The organism is Oenococcus sp., assembly GCF_047725585.1.
Classification (GTDB): Bacteria; Bacillota; Bacilli; order Lactobacillales; family Lactobacillaceae; genus Oenococcus; species Oenococcus kitaharae_A.
This window is the reverse complement of the sequence record NZ_JBDNNF010000001.1, coordinates 342,299-358,599: the sequence shown is the minus strand read 5'-3', so window position 1 is coordinate 358,599 and position 16,301 is coordinate 342,299. Positions and strand designations below refer to the sequence as shown.

Annotated in this window: 18 protein-coding genes; 16 read left to right on the top strand and 2 right to left on the bottom strand. The window is 43.5% G+C overall.

Annotated elements, in window-relative coordinates; genetic code table 11:
• The 7 genes from ABF487_RS01720 to ABF487_RS01690 all read left to right on the top strand — a co-directional run bounded on the left by ABF487_RS01720 (window position 1) and on the right by ABF487_RS01690 (window position 4,965).
• Window positions 1-849 carry an amino acid ABC transporter substrate-binding protein gene (locus ABF487_RS01720; protein WP_415634305.1) on the top strand — a complete coding sequence of 283 codons (849 nt, stop codon included), beginning with the start codon at window positions 1-3 and terminating at the stop codon, window positions 847-849.
• A gap of 15 nt (window positions 850-864) precedes the next feature.
• Window positions 865-1,323 carry a tRNA (adenosine(37)-N6)-threonylcarbamoyltransferase complex ATPase subunit type 1 TsaE gene (gene tsaE, locus ABF487_RS01715; RefSeq protein ID WP_415624558.1) on the top strand — a complete coding sequence of 153 codons (459 nt, stop codon included), beginning with the start codon at window positions 865-867 and terminating at the stop codon, window positions 1,321-1,323.
• Window positions 1,320-1,853, top strand: a complete 534-nt coding sequence (locus ABF487_RS01710; protein WP_007744576.1) for a 3'-5' exonuclease — start codon at window positions 1,320-1,322, stop codon at window positions 1,851-1,853. Before tsaE ends, ABF487_RS01710 begins: the two co-directional genes overlap by 4 nt.
• An 11-nt stretch (window positions 1,854-1,864) precedes the next feature.
• On the top strand, window positions 1,865-2,482 hold the full coding sequence (locus ABF487_RS01705) for an N-acetylmuramoyl-L-alanine amidase family protein (protein ID WP_415634304.1): 618 nt from the start codon (window positions 1,865-1,867) through the stop codon (window positions 2,480-2,482).
• Window positions 2,454-2,597, top strand: coding sequence for a hypothetical protein (locus tag ABF487_RS01700; protein ID WP_162141368.1), 144 nt, complete (start codon window positions 2,454-2,456; stop codon window positions 2,595-2,597). Before ABF487_RS01705 ends, ABF487_RS01700 begins: the two co-directional genes overlap by 29 nt.
• 89 nt (window positions 2,598-2,686) lie before the next feature.
• Entirely contained in the window at window positions 2,687-3,823 is a 1,137-nt protein-coding gene (locus tag ABF487_RS01695) for a hypothetical protein (protein ID WP_415634303.1), read from the top strand.
• A gap of 8 nt (window positions 3,824-3,831) precedes the next feature.
• Window positions 3,832-4,965 (top strand): toxic anion resistance protein, encoded by a 1,134-nt coding sequence (locus ABF487_RS01690; protein ID WP_007744568.1) that lies wholly within the window; start codon window positions 3,832-3,834, stop codon window positions 4,963-4,965.
• Here ABF487_RS01690 and ABF487_RS01685 read toward each other — a convergent pair.
• Window positions 4,962-5,786 (bottom strand): exodeoxyribonuclease III, encoded by an 825-nt coding sequence (locus ABF487_RS01685; protein ID WP_415634302.1) that lies wholly within the window; start codon window positions 5,784-5,786, stop codon window positions 4,962-4,964. The genes ABF487_RS01690 and ABF487_RS01685 overlap by 4 nt on opposite strands.
• Before the next feature lie 45 nt (window positions 5,787-5,831).
• Between ABF487_RS01685 and murB the strand changes: the two genes are divergently transcribed.
• Genes murB through ABF487_RS01660 form a run of 5 tightly spaced genes read left to right on the top strand, consistent with a single transcriptional unit; the run spans window position 5,832 to window position 11,053 of the window.
• Complete coding sequence (murB, locus tag ABF487_RS01680; RefSeq protein ID WP_318528712.1) at window positions 5,832-6,737, top strand: UDP-N-acetylmuramate dehydrogenase; 906 nt, start codon at window positions 5,832-5,834, stop codon at window positions 6,735-6,737.
• Entirely contained in the window at window positions 6,737-8,854 is a 2,118-nt protein-coding gene (locus tag ABF487_RS01675; RefSeq protein ID WP_415634301.1) for a cation:proton antiporter, read from the top strand. The genes murB and ABF487_RS01675 overlap by 1 nt, the downstream gene beginning before the upstream one ends.
• Before the next feature lie 15 nt (window positions 8,855-8,869).
• Entirely contained in the window at window positions 8,870-9,748 is an 879-nt protein-coding gene (gene cdaA, locus ABF487_RS01670; RefSeq protein WP_007744560.1) for a diadenylate cyclase CdaA, read from the top strand.
• Window positions 9,735-10,745, top strand: coding sequence for a YbbR-like domain-containing protein (locus ABF487_RS01665; RefSeq protein WP_007744558.1), 1,011 nt, complete (start codon window positions 9,735-9,737; stop codon window positions 10,743-10,745). Before cdaA ends, ABF487_RS01665 begins: the two co-directional genes overlap by 14 nt.
• Window positions 10,745-11,053, top strand: coding sequence for a hypothetical protein (locus tag ABF487_RS01660; RefSeq protein ID WP_007744557.1), 309 nt, complete (start codon window positions 10,745-10,747; stop codon window positions 11,051-11,053). The genes ABF487_RS01665 and ABF487_RS01660 overlap by 1 nt, the downstream gene beginning before the upstream one ends.
• Here the strand turns inward: ABF487_RS01660 and ABF487_RS01655 are convergent.
• Window positions 11,025-12,005 (bottom strand): hypothetical protein, encoded by a 981-nt coding sequence (locus ABF487_RS01655; RefSeq protein ID WP_007744556.1) that lies wholly within the window; start codon window positions 12,003-12,005, stop codon window positions 11,025-11,027. The genes ABF487_RS01660 and ABF487_RS01655 overlap by 29 nt on opposite strands.
• Before the next feature lie 20 nt (window positions 12,006-12,025).
• Here ABF487_RS01655 and tpiA point away from each other — a divergent pair, with 20 nt between their 5' ends.
• The 4 genes from tpiA (at window position 12,026) to ABF487_RS01635 (ending at window position 16,268) form a co-directional block, all read left to right on the top strand.
• On the top strand, window positions 12,026-12,760 hold the full coding sequence (gene tpiA / locus ABF487_RS01650; RefSeq protein ID WP_007744555.1) for a triose-phosphate isomerase: 735 nt from the start codon (window positions 12,026-12,028) through the stop codon (window positions 12,758-12,760).
• A gap of 162 nt (window positions 12,761-12,922) precedes the next feature.
• Window positions 12,923-14,131, top strand: a complete 1,209-nt coding sequence (locus ABF487_RS01645) for an ABC transporter ATP-binding protein (protein WP_007744554.1) — start codon at window positions 12,923-12,925, stop codon at window positions 14,129-14,131.
• 102 nt (window positions 14,132-14,233) lie between these two features.
• Window positions 14,234-15,580: a phosphopyruvate hydratase gene (eno, locus tag ABF487_RS01640; protein ID WP_007744552.1), complete on the top strand. Its 1,347-nt coding sequence runs from the start codon at window positions 14,234-14,236 to the stop codon at window positions 15,578-15,580.
• A gap of 55 nt (window positions 15,581-15,635) precedes the next feature.
• Window positions 15,636-16,268 carry an NAD(P)H-binding protein gene (locus ABF487_RS01635; protein WP_007744550.1) on the top strand — a complete coding sequence of 211 codons (633 nt, stop codon included), beginning with the start codon at window positions 15,636-15,638 and terminating at the stop codon, window positions 16,266-16,268.
• The last annotated feature ends 33 nt before the right edge of the window (window positions 16,269-16,301 follow it).

Genomic DNA, 16,301 nt, shown 5'->3' with positions numbered 1-16,301 from the left:
ATGACTAATAATAAAAGAAGAAAATTATACGTAAACATCGGCATCATTGTCTTAATTCTGGCAATTGTTGCCGGAGCTTGGACTTATCTAGCCAGCAGTACAACCAAAGCCAAGACGGATGGTTGGGATAAAATCAAACAGCAGAAGAGACTGACAATCGGCCTCGATGATACTTTTATTCCGATGGGTTTTCGCAACAAACAAGGCAAATTGGTTGGTTTTGATGTCGACCTGGCTGATGCAACCTTTAAAAAATTAGGTATCAAAGTCAAGTGGGAACCGATTAATTGGGCCACCAAAGAGCAGCTTTTAAACAACGGTCAGATTGATGCAATCTGGAATGGATACACGATTTCACCAGCTCGTAAAAAGAAAGTTGCCTTCTCGATCCCTTATAAACAAGGGACGCAGGTGCTGGTAACATTATCAAAGTATAATATGAAATCTTTTGCGGATATGAAAGGCCGCACATTGGGTCTACAGAATGCTTCAACAGCTGATACACAATTTTCTCAGTATGGCAATCTGCTGAAAAAATACGTCAAGGGTAAGCCTTCGAAATACGATACTTTTGATAAGGCCTTTATGGATCTGAAAGCGGGTCGCATTCAAGGAATTCTGGTTGATTCCATGTATGCCGGCTATTATATTGACCACTTGCCGGATTCACAGAACTACCAAATTATCACGGGTGGTTATCCGACTGATGAGACCGGTGTTGGTTTTAGAAAATCCGATGTCCAATTAAGAGAACGTGTGAATGGCGTTTTGAAACAATTCCAGCAGAACGGGAAGATGCGTAGTTTGCAGCTAAAATGGTTCGGCAGGGCTGACAAGGGTTTGAAATAAGTTAAAATTTAAACGATGATCTTTTTAAAAAAACAATCATTGGCCGATACAAAAAAACTCGCTGAGCATTTGGCGGGTTTTTTATCGGCTGGCGACTTGATTTTATTGCAAGGCAATTTAGGCGCCGGCAAGACGACTTTTACGCGCCAATTGGTTCACGCATTATCTGATGATCCTGATTTAATCGTCAATTCACCAACTTTCACAATTCTCCAGCAGTATACAGGCCACGGGCTGCCTTTCCCGGTCTATCATTTTGATGCTTATCGTTTGGAAACGATTGGTGCCGCTGATCAAGGCTTTGAAGATTATATCGGTGCTGACGGCCTGACTTTGGTCGAGTGGCCGGATTACATGAAAGAAATTCTGCCTGATCAGTATTTAGAAATTGCCTTCAGTTACGATGGCCAGGATCGAGATGTGCGTCTAACCGCTCATGGCGCTCGTTATGAGAAAATGCTGGATCGCCTATGAATTTTATTGCGATGGATTTTGAAACAGCTAATAACGAAGCATGGTCAGCGGATTCTTTGGGTCTGACAATTGTCAAGGATAATCAAATCGTCGATAATTGGTATTCTTTGATTAAACCTGAGACGACTTTCTCCTATTGGAACACAGCTGTTAACGGGCTAACCGCTGACGATGTTATTGATTCGCCCAAATTTCCGGATGTCTGGGAACAGATTAAGCACCTTTATGCTGATTATCCAACTGTTGTCGGTCACAATATTCGTTTTGACAACCAAGTACTTAAACAAACATTGCGTTACTATGGTCTGCCGGTGCCGCATTATGTTAGCCTTGATACAGTCTCAATTTCTAGAAAATTTCATCCAGACATGGTTAACCATAAATTGGACACAGTCGCATCTGAATTAGGCCTGGATTTGGAACATCACCATAATGCGAGTTTTGATGCGCAGGCTGCAGCTGAAATCCTCATTTATGAAATCAATCATTTTGGTGAGGACCGTATCAAGGATTTTGCCAAACTGGTGTAGAGGGCAAAGATTTGTCAGATCAGCAATTAAAAATTATTCGCCGCTACATGACGCATAACGATTGTTTTATGCAAGGCGACCCGCTAAAAGCCTCAGGTATCATGATTCATTCCACAGCTGAACCCGGTATTATGGCTGCTGATTGGTTTGATCTGTGGGATCGATCTTATGCAGCCGGCCAGATAGATCGCCAAGTAGCTGTTCACGCATTCGTTGATGACAAAGTTGTTTGCCAATATCTGCCTTGGACGATGCGTGCTTGGCATGCAGGCGGCCCCGCTAATCTCAGCTTTATCGGGATTGAGACTTGTGAACCAGCAGGATTGCATTACGGTCCTGATGGTTTTCAATTAATTGGTTATGATCCGTCAGTTTTTCATGAATATTTCCACAAAGTATGGCAAAATGATATCCAGCTATCCGTTTTTCTGTGCCAACAGTACCACATTGATCCGGGTAGTATTATCAGCCACCATGAAGGCTATTTAGCTGGTCTGGCAAGCGACCATCAGGATCCCGAACATTGGTGGCGGTATCACGCGAAAACGATGGACGATTTCCGTCGAGAAGTCAAAATGAGACTAGATACAGGTGATGAAAATGGCAAAAAAGAAAAAAGAAAAGTTTGAGTCGATTAAGACTGCCGAAATGGGCGAGAGTGATCCGTTAATGGATAGCCTATTTGCAAAAATCAAGCTCAATGAGGACAAAAAACAGTCTCAAGATAAGGCAAAACAAGCATAAAACCGTCGCTAAACCGTTTATACGACGGTTTTTATTTTGTTTTTATTAGGAGGCCGGAAACTGTTCTCGGATTCCGATAAAATATAGGCATGAAGTCTTTTTGGAAAATTTTTTGGTGGATTATCGGCATCTACGTTCTATTCAATATCGCGGCCAGCTTGATTGGAGCGGCAATGGCTTTTGTCATTCCAGCAGCGATTATTTATGTAATTTATCGGCAGATTGTGAAAAATAATCGTGCTGCGAAGAAAAGAGCCTTAAAAAGAGAAAAGAAAGAGACCGGTATATTGATTTACCGCTATGACTGGTGGAAACTGTTTCCAGCAGCTGCCGCTTTGCTGCCGATTGGATTTTTTACGGCGAGAAATATCGGCGGATGGCCAATCTATACTTTGGAACTGACGCTGTTCATCATTGCAGGTTATTTTTTGATTACGGCTTTTAAACGCTGGACTTCTTTAGAAATTACGGATTTCTGTCTGGCACGTGTTGATCACCGCTATTTTTTCCGTCACAAGATTATTTATGAATGGCCGCGGATTTACTACACAGAAGTACAGACAGAAGGCTTAAATTATCAGTTATATGTGGCCACGCTTGATGGGTCATTTACGATTAAACAAAACGAAGTCAAAAATATCGCGATTCCAGAACTGAAAAAGATTGTTGATAGTTACATCAAATCCGGCGGCCAAGATCCGATTGACCAAAAACAAGCCGACAGCCAAACAACTGATGAGGCGCAGCCGGATGATCGTCTAGACAAGCTGACGAATTATGTTTTCGATAATGGCAGTGCAGCTTTGGATAAGGCAAAGGAAAAAATTGACGCATATTTCGATCGGACGCGTTCAGCCAAACATTCAGCCGACAGCAGTGATTTATCTCCTGTCGCCATTTTTAAAAGACAATCACAAGGCAGACAGCCTTTTGCTTCTTTTACGGCCTATGGGTTAGAACCCGCTAGCCCAAGAAAATCCGGTCAAGATGACTTATTGTTATCACTGATTTCCTGGCAAAATATAAGTGATATTAAAGTTGATGATTTAAAGGCGCCAAGCAGACTAGAATTAAAACTGCAGCTGGCTGGCCAAAAAGCTATTCGTCTGATTATTGGGGATGAGAACAGTAGTGAAATGTATACGAGTTCACTCAGTGTCGGGAAACTGTATACGCACATCCAGTCGTTAAAAGCACATAGCAGACATATAAGTATGACAGTCTAGGAGGACAAATGGCAAACGGTGATAACGAAATTGAAAAGACAGGAAACAAGTCGCCTGAGCGAGCTATTTTGCCAACTTTGAGTCCAGAAGAACAAAAGCAAGCCAGAGAAATTTCCAAACAGCTGGATGGCTTGGATCCTGAACAGATTGTTAGTTATGGGTCTGATGTCCAAAAAGAAATTTCCGATTTTTCCCAGAACGTTTTGAACAGTGTTTCAAATAAAGATTTAGGCAGTATCGGCGATAATCTGCGCGATTTAGTTGTGACAATCAATGAGTCAAAACCAGATGAACTGGCGCCGCAAAAAGCCGGCTTGATTTCTAAGATTTTTGGGCGCGTACGGCGTTCAGCTCTAGAAGTGCGTGCAAAATATGAGAAAGTCGGTCAGCAGATTGATCGTGCTGCTGCACAATTATCGGATCAGCAAAAGGGTTTACTTGCCGACAACAAAATGCTGGAAGGCTTATACGCTAAAAACCTTGACTACTACAATCGGCTCAATCTCTACATTGCCGGAGCGGAATTAAAAGAGAAAGATATTCGGGAAAATATTCTGACTGCAGCTCAAAAGCGGGCCGAAAAAACACAGAATCAATTAGATGCCCAGACGGTCCAGGATATTGCCCAGACGCTTGCCACCTTGGAGAAACGCAATTATGACTTGAAGCTGACTCGGCAAATTGCGATTCAGCAAGCGCCGCAAATTCGCCTTGTTCAAACGACAAACCGGCAGTTATCGACAAAAATTCAATCATCAATTAATACAGCTATTCCACTATGGAAAAACCAGATTGCCATCGCATTGACCTTATTTAAGCAGCGTGATGCGATCAACACACAACGAGCTGTTTCGGAAACCACCAATCATTTATTGGAACAAAATTCTCAAATGCTAAAACAATCTGCCTTGGATACAGCTAAGGAAACAGAGCGCGGCGTGATTGACGTTGATACATTAAAGAAATCTCAGCAGAATTTGATTGAAACAATTCAACAGACGATCGAAATTCAAAATCAGGGTCACGAACGGCGTTTGGCGGCTGAAAACGATCTGGCTGCCTTGGAACAGCAGATGAAAACCGAACTTAGAAAAGTCGCCAGAGATGACGGAGATTTGTCTGCGAGAAAAAACTTGAACTAATCAAAGGCCATTTGTAAATAAATCGGCGCATGATCTGCACGAGTACCACTGTCAATCATGCCGCTTTTTTTTATTTTATCTTTTAACGTGCTGCTGACTAGATAGTAGTCAATCCGCCAGCCGGCGTTGTTTGGCTTAGCCATGCGATTTCGCTGGCTCCACCAAGAATAAGCAATATCATCAGGGTGCTGAAAACGCCAGGTATCTGTAAATCCTGCTTCTAAAAGCTGAGTAAACTTAGCTCGTTCCTGATCCGTAAAACCGGCTGACTGATGGTTGGTTGACGGGTTTTTCAAATCAATTTCTTCGTGGGCAACATTTAAATCACCGGAGAAGATAACGGCTTTTCTTTCGGCCAGCTGGCTGACATAGACACGAAAATTGTCATCCCATAGACCGCGCATCTCGAGACGTTTTAGACCATCACCTGAATTAGGCGTATAAACATTCAGGAGATAAAAATCCGGGTATTCCAGTAAAATAATGCGCCCTTCTTCATCCATTGTGTCCGGTGCGTCAATTGTTGGGCAATTGAAAGAAATCGGCTGTTCTTTTGCCAAGGTAATCACGCCGGCATAGCCTTTTTTGGCTGGTGGCGTACTATTTCTCACAAAAGTGCAATAACCCGGAAACAGATCGTTTAAAACCTGTGTTTGTTTAGCGTTGAGACCGGTAACTGGTAATTTACTTTCTTGAATAGAAAAGAAGTCCGGCTTTTGGGCGGCTATCTGAGATAACAGCGCAAAAGTGAGTTCGCCGCGGGGTGATTTATGTTCGATCGCGGCATTCAAGCTGTCGATATTCCATGAAATAAAGTTCATAAAACCAGTCTAAACCAAGTTTGCCTGCAATGATAAAATCAAGTTATCGCAGATTTTACTAAACAATTTTCAGATATTGAGATTTATAAGGACAAACCTATTGCTGAGTACGCTTTTGCTCAGGTTGGCGGCAAGGCTGATTATTTGGCTTTTCCCAAGAATAGTCAGGAGACAAAACGTCTAATCCAGGCAGCTTTTGATCAAGATATTCCGGTGCACGTGTTGGGACAGCTTAGCAATATGCTGATATCGGATCAAGGTGTTGCCGGTCTGATTATTATCATGGACAAAATGAAGCAGATTCAAATCCGCGGCAATGAAATTATCGCCGATGCTGGAATTGATATGATTCAAGTATCCGAATTTGCCTATGAGCATGGGCTGTCGGGTCTGGAGTGGGCGGCTGGACTGCCAGGATCAGTCGGTGGTGCTGTTTATATGAATGCTGGTGCTTATGGCGGCAATACGGCCGATGTGCTGAAAAGTGTTATCGCTTTGGATCATGCCGGCCACTCGCTTGTTTTGACCAAAGAACAGCTGGGTTTTTCTTACCGTAATTCAGGTATTCAGCAAAATGGTTATTATATTCTCCAAGCGGTCTTTGAGCTGGCACCTGATGATAAGGCTGTTATCCGGCGCTGGATGGATGATTTTAATTTTCGGCGGATTAGTAAACAGCCTTTGAATCTACCCTCCAATGGTTCTGTTTTCAAACGGCCGCAAGGATTTTACGCAGGTAAACTGGTGGCAGATGCCGGCCTGCAGGGTATTCGTATCGGTGGTGCTCAGTTATCCACGAAACATGCGAATTTTATTGTCAACGTCGATCATGCCAGCACCGAAGATTATGTCAGACTTATCAACTTAGTCAAGCACACGATCAAACAGAATCAGGATATCAATATGGAATTAGAAATCAAAATGATCGGGAAAGGATTCGCTGAAAACTAATGGACTTATTACTGCTGTTTCCAATTGTTATATCTTTAATTGTTGCCAGCAGCTTATTGGCTCATTTTTTTCCTTTGCTTCCAGTCAGCCTATTACAGATCGTCTGTGGTGTCGGGTTATCTTTTTTCATTGAAGAGACCATTGGCTTGGATACCGAATGGTTTTTACTTATTTTTATTGCACCGCTCCTTTTTAATGATGCCTGGCGTTTTCCTAAACGGGAACTTTGGCAGCTGCGTGCGCCGATTATTGCAAACGCCTTTGTCCTTGTATTTGTCACAGCTCTTGGCGGCGGCTGGTTGATTCATGTGTTGATACCGATCTTACCATTATCTGTTAGTATCGCCCTAGCGGCGGCTTTGTCACCAACAGATCCTGTATCTGTTGGGACGATTCTGTCCCGTATCAAAATCCCAGACAATCTACTGCACATTTTAATGGGTGAAAGTCTGCTCAACGATGCTTCAGGTCTGGTGGCATTTAAATATGCAGTATCTGCCACGATGCTAGGTTCATTTGTCATGCATGATGCCTTTTTTAATTTTATATATATTACGATTGTTGGCGCGTTGACAGGGTTTTTGCTGATTTCTATGATTGACTGGGCACGGGAAATCATCCGTCAGCATGGTGCTAACGACGAAATCATGCAGGTTATTATCAGTATTTTGGCGCCTTTTTTGATCTTTTATATCGCCGAAGATCTAGAACAATCTTCGGGCGTTGTGGCGGTTGTTGTGGCCGGGATTTTGACAAAATTACGCAATAATGCTGATTACAATGCGAGTTTTGAATTCAACGTTTTGTCCGAAACGATCTGGCGGGCTCTGGCCTTTGTTTTGAACGGCACGATTTTTATTATCTTGGGCTTGGAGCTGCCTCATGCCTATGAGGACGCGATTATCAATGATCAGCTGAATCTGGTTACAGGCATTCTATATGGCATTTTAGTTTGGTGCATTATCTTTGTCATTCGGGCGGTTTGGACTTATATTAACGAATATATCAGCTACAAAAGAAATATCAAAACAAATCCAAAACCAACTATTGTGCAAACGATGATTATGGCGTTTTCCGGTGTCCGTGGTGCGATCGCACTCGCTGCTGTGCTGTCAATTCAAATGGTCTCCGGCCGTGTCTTTCCACATTACTATCTGATGGTCTTCATCGCAGCTGTTGTCGTTATTTTCTCTCTGATTGTTGCATCAATTATGCTGCCGATTCTGACAAAGCTCTCAGGGCCGGTTTCGACTTTGCCGAGTGATATTCAGCTGATGAATCAAGAAGCCGATTTTAATTTGAATGAGCTTGGTCAAAAGGAACGTCAATATAAATATATCAGTGAGACCGAAGCCCGTATCTTTCAATTACAATCAGGCATTCAAGCACTCAAATTTCAGCTGCATGATTCGGAATTCGGCGGCGAAGTGGTCGACCCTAAACAAGCTGCTATCTACGATCTTGTGTTTGAGCGTCAGCAGAAAATCAACGATTTACAGCTTAAAAGCCGTTTGCCAGGTGCTAAGAAACTAGCTATACGCGAGCAGGATTTCCGTGTGATCGCGCTGCAGGCTGAAGTTGAGGCGATTGAAAAAATATATAGTCAAAAGAAAATTTCTGCAGCTGTTTACCATGCCAATATGCGAGGCGTGCGCTGGTCTTTGCGTGATATCGGTCATCGGCGAAGTTTTTCTTTTCAATGGTTTTTACGTGTGATTCGGCGCATGATGCAGATGACCGAATTGCAGGTCAGCCGGATTAACGCCGCACAAGCAAAAAAGGAAAACGCTGCAGTCCATCGTGCACGTGCCAAGGCTGGTATTAAGGCACTGGCAGGGCACTTAGAGCAGCAGACATTGGACAAACTTGACCGTCAGGCAGCTTTTAACACAATCATCAACTATCGAAGCTGGCTATCGCGTATCAAGGCCAGCAAACGATTTAACCGCAATTACGATGCGCTGATTCTGGCTTTTTCGCTGACATCTATTGATGCTGAGCGTGATGCAGTCAAACGGTTATTTGAAACACATCGTATTCCCAGGCAGCTTGGCCTGACTTTACTGCAAGAGATTAATTTTGCCGAGACCTCGGCACTTTCTGCCAACGGCAGTTAAGTTATACTAAAATCAATGGATTTATCAAATATCTTTACATATGAAAATTTTGTTCATTTGATTGATATTCTCGTGGTCTGGTTTGTGCTTTACAACGTCGCTAACTGGGTTCGCGGAACGCGCGCTATGCAGCTGGTTCGCGGAATTGTCATCTTAATTGTCGTGCGCTTGGTGGCTTGGTGGGTTGGCCTGGAGACAATTTCTTGGTTTTTGGATCAGATTATCAATTGGGGCCCGATAGCACTGGTGGTTCTATTTCAGCAAGAAATCAGGCGTGCTTTGGAGAACTTAGGGACGCGGTCTTTTTTTAGGCCCTCTGGTCCTTCGGTACCTTCTGAAGAAATTGTGATGACAGCCTTAGACCAGGCATTGCCATATTTGTCCCGCCGCAGGATTGGTGCTTTGATTGCCATTGAACAAAAAACAAGTCTCTCAGATATTATCGAGACAGGGATTGCACTGGATGCGCGTGTTAGTTCGGCGCTTTTGATTAACACCTTCATTCCAAACACCCCGCTTCACGATGGTGCGGCAGTTATTCGGGCTGATCGTCTAGTAGCCGCTACAGCCTATCTGCCGCTCTCAAGCGATCCGACGACTTCAAAAGACTTAGGAACTCGTCACCGGGCTGGACTGGGCCTGGCTGAATCCACGGATGCAATTGTTATCATCGTATCCGAAGAGACGGGTGAAGTTTCAGTGGCCCATAAAGGTGTTCTTCACCGCAGCTTAAAACCTGAGCAATATGATCAATTTTTAAGGGAACGTTTGATTCCAGAGAATGAAAAAAATCAAAGCGATATTTTTGCTAATTTAACAGCCTGGGTTGCTGGGCCGATGAAAAAAAACAACCGAAATCGATCTAAGGGAGGGGATTCTAATGAAAACCATTAATTCACTCTTGCGAACCAAATGGTTTCAGCTGCTTGCAACGCTTGTTCTGGCAATCGTATTATTTGTCTATGTAACGGGTACGATCGGCAATGTTCGGGGAAATCGAAATCGTCAAAATCAATTAATTACAACGCAGACTGCTGACCTGAACGTACCTTTAAATGCCATAATTAATGACAATAAATACTATCTTTCAGGTGTTCCTCAGAGTGTTCGTGTGAATATTACTGGACCATCCGGACTGGTCACGGCGGCTCAAAATTCTAGAACAATCCGTGCAACGGTCAATCTGAGGAATCCAAAAATTGGTTCTCAAAGAGTCACTGTCAGGCTGACTGGTCTGTCAGATACTTTGGTAACAAAATTAGATCCATCGACTTTGACAGTTAACGTCTCACGCAAAGTATCTAAAATGGTACCGATTATTTCGACCTATAATCGTGACAATATTGCCAGCAGGTATGTTGTTTCAGGATTTAAAGTTTCTCAGCGCCGAGCCAGAGTGGTTGGCCCCAGCGATTTAGTGAAAATAGTTGACCACTTGTCTACCAACCTTGATGTGCCGGCCAATACACAATCCAGTATCACGCGCAATGTGCCCTTGAAGGCAGTGGACCGCAATGGTTCCGTTGTGTCTGTTGAAATCAACCCTGGTACCGTGATCGCCACTTTGGATGTCACCAGCCAGTATGCCGTTAATAATAGTACGCGCGAAACCAAGACTGTTTCTTTAAATCCGACATTTACCGGATCGCGCGCGATTTCGACATATAATGTCACCTTGAGCACTTCGAGTGTGCAGATTACAGGTGATCGTTCTGTGATTGACCGCATCGATTCCATTCCAATAACCGTAAACGTCAACAAAGTCAGCAATACCGGCGGTGTACTGACAATTAGACTGCCGCTGCCCAAGGGTGTCACGGAAATTTCACCTAGAATTGTCGAAGTAACGCTGACATCTCGTTCAGCAAACTCAAGTTCAGGAGGGAATTAATGGCTAATTATATGGTGTTTGATCTCGTCCAGGAGATTACACGCCTGGACGGCACGACCTATGAGGAATTGGGCAACGTGATTATGAATGGCAGAGCCGAATATGCTGCTGAAAAACATTTCATTCAACAGGTTAGAATATTAAAACTCAATATTCCTCACTCTAACCACGTGGATAAAGTAGAAAAATACATTAATGCACACTATTCCGACCCCGGTTTTTCGATGACCAGCTGGGAGGAATGGAAAAAACCACCAGAAATTGAAAAAGAAATGCAGGCTATTTTGGACGACAACCGTCTGGGATAGCTTTTTTCATGTCAATCACTTTTTGCAAAACTTTTTGGCTAAAATAACCTCGCTGTAATTGTTTAGAAATTTTAGATAACTGGTCAAAATTAATCTGACAATGTGATAGTGCGTCTTCGCTAATATCGGTGAGGTCATTAATCAGCAGACCTAACCTGTGTTCTCGAACAAATTCGGCCAAAGCAGACCGCTGCCAGACAATAATGGGAATTCCGGCTGCTAAATAAAGGCTTAACTTATGCGGTGAATTAATTTTTTCGTAGTCTTGATAGTGTGTCTTGTTCGGATCCAAATCCTCATCCCAGACAAGTCCCCAGGCAGCCGGCAAGGAAGCGGGTAAGATAGACGGATCTATAGGATTCTTGATTTGGATGGTTTTAGATACTGAAAAGTCCCAAGCGCGCGGAACCCGACCGAAGACTGTTAAAGGAATTGGCAGGGAATAATGTTTCAGCCAAGCGGCTTTGGCCAAGCTGCCTGCATAAAGCAGTGCGTGGTGGATGGTTTTTTTCTCCGGAATCGTATGCTCGGTTAAGTAATCAAAGAGCTGAATCTTAAAAATATGTGCATTAATGCTTGAAAATCGGTCTGCCATACGCTGATTGTGAACGATTAAAAAATCAGCTTGATGCATGATTTGAAAAGCAGCCGAATTTTCTGCTTGAGCTGGTAAACGCAAAGGCTCAAAATCATGAATGAGAACACCAAACAGAATACCTTTCTGCTGCAGTTCGTGTTCAAAAGCCAGTTCCCAGTCGTCACCGAGATAGCTCGGATATTGATGGATGATCAAATCACCTGGCTGGGCACCGACTAAATCGGCTTTTTTTCTGGCACGATCAATTTTCAAAACACGAAAACCCGTCGCCGCTGCAATCTGTGCAAAATCTTCTTTGGCTTTGTCGGCGCCTATCGGCATCCAAGGTTCAACTGTCAAGGTCACCCAATTCATAACTCAACTATAATGGAAATATGAGAAAACCGATTATCGTTGCTAATTGGAAGATGAATTTTTTACGTGATCAAGCTGATCTTTTTTTGCAGAAACTGCTTGCTCGCTTAGGACATAACCAGACTGTCGAAGTTGGCATTGCTGCCCAAGATTTGTTTTTACCCGACTTAATTAAAATAGCGGACGACAGCCCTATTTCGATCGTTGCTCAAAATGCGCATTGGGAGAATTTCGGCGCCTTTACAGGCGAAACTTCTCCTAAAGCACTGGCTAATATTGGTGTTGATTACGTCATGCTCGGCCATTTTGAAAGGCGGGAATTGTTCAACGAGACCAATTCGACCGTGAATTTAAAAGTACGGACAGCTTTGAATGATGGTTTGGACGTGATTGTGGACGTTGAAGAGATGGAACAGGTCGAACCGGTTCTGGAAGGTATCACAGAAGAGCAGATGAAAGGGATCATTATTGGTTTTGAACCTACTTTTGCGATTGGTACCGGCATGTCAGCCAGTACCAAGGGCGCACAAGATGTTGCCCAGCAGATTCGAAAAACGGTTCGCCGTCTTTATGGCGCACCGACCGCACAAGCAATCAGAATTCTTTACGGCGGGTCTGTCGACAGAGATAACTTGGCCGATCTTATCGCTCAGCCGGATATTGATGGCAGCTTAGTTGGCAGGGCCTCGCTGGACTTTCAGACTTTTTGGGAACTGGTTAAAATTATGCAGCGCGCAGCAGTTGTTAAAAAATGAATGAAAACGTTTACATTAATTGCATTTTCTTTTATAATTAAAGCGTTTTTAGATTAACACGACATATTGATGCTAGTCTAAAATCATGAAACTCTGAGATGAATGGGAAGCTGCCAAGCGGTGGTGCAGCTAGCAAATTATGTCTTCCCCAAGGAGAATAATATGGTTGAAATGTCGTTGGAACACATACGCAAGATTTACCCTGGGCAGGTCGTGGCGGCTGTTCCTGATTATAGTCTGCAAATTAAGGATGGTGAATTTACAGTTTTTATCGGTCCTTCGGGATCCGGTAAATCGACTGTCCTGCGTATGATTGCCGGCTTGGAAGATATTACGAGCGGTGAATTCAAAATGGATGGCAAAGTGATGAACGATGTCGAACCCAAGAACCGCGGCATTGCAATGGTTTTCCAGAATTATGCGCTATACCCGCACATGACCGTCTTTGACAATATGGCTTTTGGTTTGAAACTGCGCAAAGAGCCTAAAGACAAAATTAAAGCGGCTGTGGATAAAGCAGCTGACCTGCTGGGTTTAACAGATTTTTTGGATCGCAAACCAGCTAATTTATCAGGTGGACAGCGTCAGCGTGTTGCACTGGGACGCGCTATGGTGCGCGATGCTAAAGTCATGTTGCTGGATGAACCTTTATCCAATTTGGATGCTAAGCTGCGTGTTGAGATGCGTTCGACGATTGCCAAACTGCATCAGGAATTAGGCAACAATTTTATTTATGTGACGCATGACCAGATCGAAGCGATGACGATGGCCGATCGCATTGTCTTGATCGACCATGGTGTCATCCAGCAGGACGGGTCGCCAGAAGACCTCTATAATCATCCAGGCAACAAATTCGTTGCTGGTTTTATGGGTTCGCCGTCAATGAATTTTTTGAACCTCACAGTGTCTGGTACTCAACTGGTTTCCAAGGACAAAAAAATCCAGCTCACAATGCCAAAAGGGACTGCTCATTTTCTAAAAGAACGCGGTTATGAAGGCAAAGAGATTATCTTTGGTATTAGGCCGGAGGATATTCACACAGAACCGATCGCCAAGGACACATATCCTGGTGATACTGTCAAAGTCCGTTTGGATCTTGTAGAACCTTTAGGTGCTGAGACGATGTACTATTTCCAGCTTGATAGCCAGCAGTTCGTCGCTCGTGTGGGCGCTAGAGAAATTTCACAAACAGGCGATGAGGCTGAGCTGACTTTTGAAATGCCCAATGCCCATTTCTTTGATCCCGAGACGGAATTGGTAGTTGTACCGGATGGCGAGACTGTTTATAAAAGCCCAACAAAAACTGAGTCGGACTTGGCCAATACCAAGGGTACGAAGCTGGAAGGCCAAAAGTTTTCTAAACGCTATTAAATTTGTTGAAACACAATCAGGTTTGATTGTGTTTTTATTTACATTTAGATTTTTCACATGTAAAGGTCTGTTAAAATATTAGGTGTTGCATGGAGGAAAATAATGTCATTAATTGCAAGTATTTATGCGCGTGAAGTTCTTGACTCACGTGGAAATCCTACTGTTGAAGCTGAAGTTTACACAGAAGACGGTTTCTTTGGCCGCGGAATTGTACCTTCAGGTGCATCTACTGGAGAGCATGAAGCTGTTGAATTGCGTGACGGCGATAAAAGCCGCTATCAAGGAAAGGGTGTTACAAAAGCCGTTGCTAATGTCAATGGCCCGATCGCCGAAGCATTGGTCGGCAAGTTTGATACCGCCGATCAGCGGGGCATCGACTTGGCCATGATCGCTTTGGATGGTACACCGAATAAAGGCAAGCTTGGCGCTAATGCCATTTTGTCAGTTTCGATTGCGGTTGCCCGTGCAGCCGCTGAAGAATCCGGTTTGCCTTTGTATCAGTATTTGGGCGGACCAAATTCTTACGTTTTGCCAACACCAATGATGAATGTCATCAATGGTGGTGCGCACTCTGACAACAAAGTTGATTTTCAGGAATTTATGATTATGCCTGTCGGCGCTAAGTCAGTTAAAGAAGCTATTCGTATGGGATCTGAGACTTTCCATAACTTAAAGAAGTTATTGGAAGCTGCTGGCAAAAATACCGGTGTTGGCGATGAAGGCGGATTTGCCCCTGACTTTGCCAACAATGAAGAGCCTTTACAATTCTTGGTCAAGGCTATTGAGGCAGCTGGTTACAAGCCGGGTGAAGATATTGCTTTGGCAACTGATGTAGCTGCATCTGAATTGTATGATGCTGATACCAAGAAGTACAAGTTGAAGTGGTCGACCGGCGAAGAGTTCACTGCACCAGACTTTGAAAAGTATATCGAAGGATTGGTTGCCAAGTACCCAATTGTTTCTGTTGAAGATCCGTTGGATGAAAACGAATGGGACGACTGGGTAACATTAACCAAGACCCTTGGTAAAAAAGTTCAGATTGTTGGTGACGACTTCTTCGTTACAAACACTGATTACCTGAAGAAGGGTATCGAACTTGGCGCTGCTAACGCGATCTTAATCAAATTAAACCAAATCGGTACTTTGACCGAGACTTTTGAAGCCATTGAGATGGCCAAAGAAGCTGGTTATACCGCAATTGTTTCTCACCGTTCCGGCGAGACTGAAGATACCACGATTGCTGATTTAGTTGTTGCGACTAACGCAGGTCAGATCAAGACTGGTTCGATGAGCCGTACTGATCGTATTGCTAAGTACAACCAGTTAATGAGAATTGAAGATGAATTGAATCAGGGCGAACCTGAAGGTGTTTCGGTTTATAAAGGAATCAATTCTTTCTACAACTTGGATGCTGCAGCAAGAAAAGAAATTCAAAGCCACAAAGGCTAATCATGTGTTTCATAAAATCGGACTTAACAGTTCGATTTTTTTATAAGGAGGAAAAATGAAAGTTGCAATTATCGGTGCTGCTGGACATATTCCACGTTTTTTGATTCCAATGTTAGAGGATCAGACAGATGCCGAATTAATCTTATTTGCGCGTCAGGCAACACAGCGTTTGTTGACTGACAGTGCGCCGCGTGTGCGTCTTGTCGATGGTGATGCCAGCAAAGCCACGGATGTGAAAATGGCCATCGCTGATGCGGATGTTGTTTTTATGGATTTTGACGATCCAATCGCGATTAAAAATGTGATTGCAGTCATGGATCAACTAGGTAAAAAGCGTTTAATCGTTGCCGGACTACTTGGTGTCTATGATGAAGTAGCCGCCGCCTTTGGCAAATGGAATCAGATGATGATCGGGTCTGGTTACCGTCCACATAAACAAGCTGTGACGGAATTGGAAAACTCCGATCTTGACTATACCTACATGCGTATGACCTGGCTGTATGATCAGGATGGCAATCATAAATACGAGATTCAAAAGAAAGGACAGCCTTTAATTGGGGCTCAGGTTGCGCGCCAGGCTGTTTCTCAATATGTGATTGATCTGATCAAAGATCCGAAGTTGGGCATTCGCGAATCCAATGGTGTTGTTGAACCGAATACTAATTTTGCCAAACCAAGTTTTTATTAAAGAATTAAACACTCGAAAGAGTGTTTTTTATTG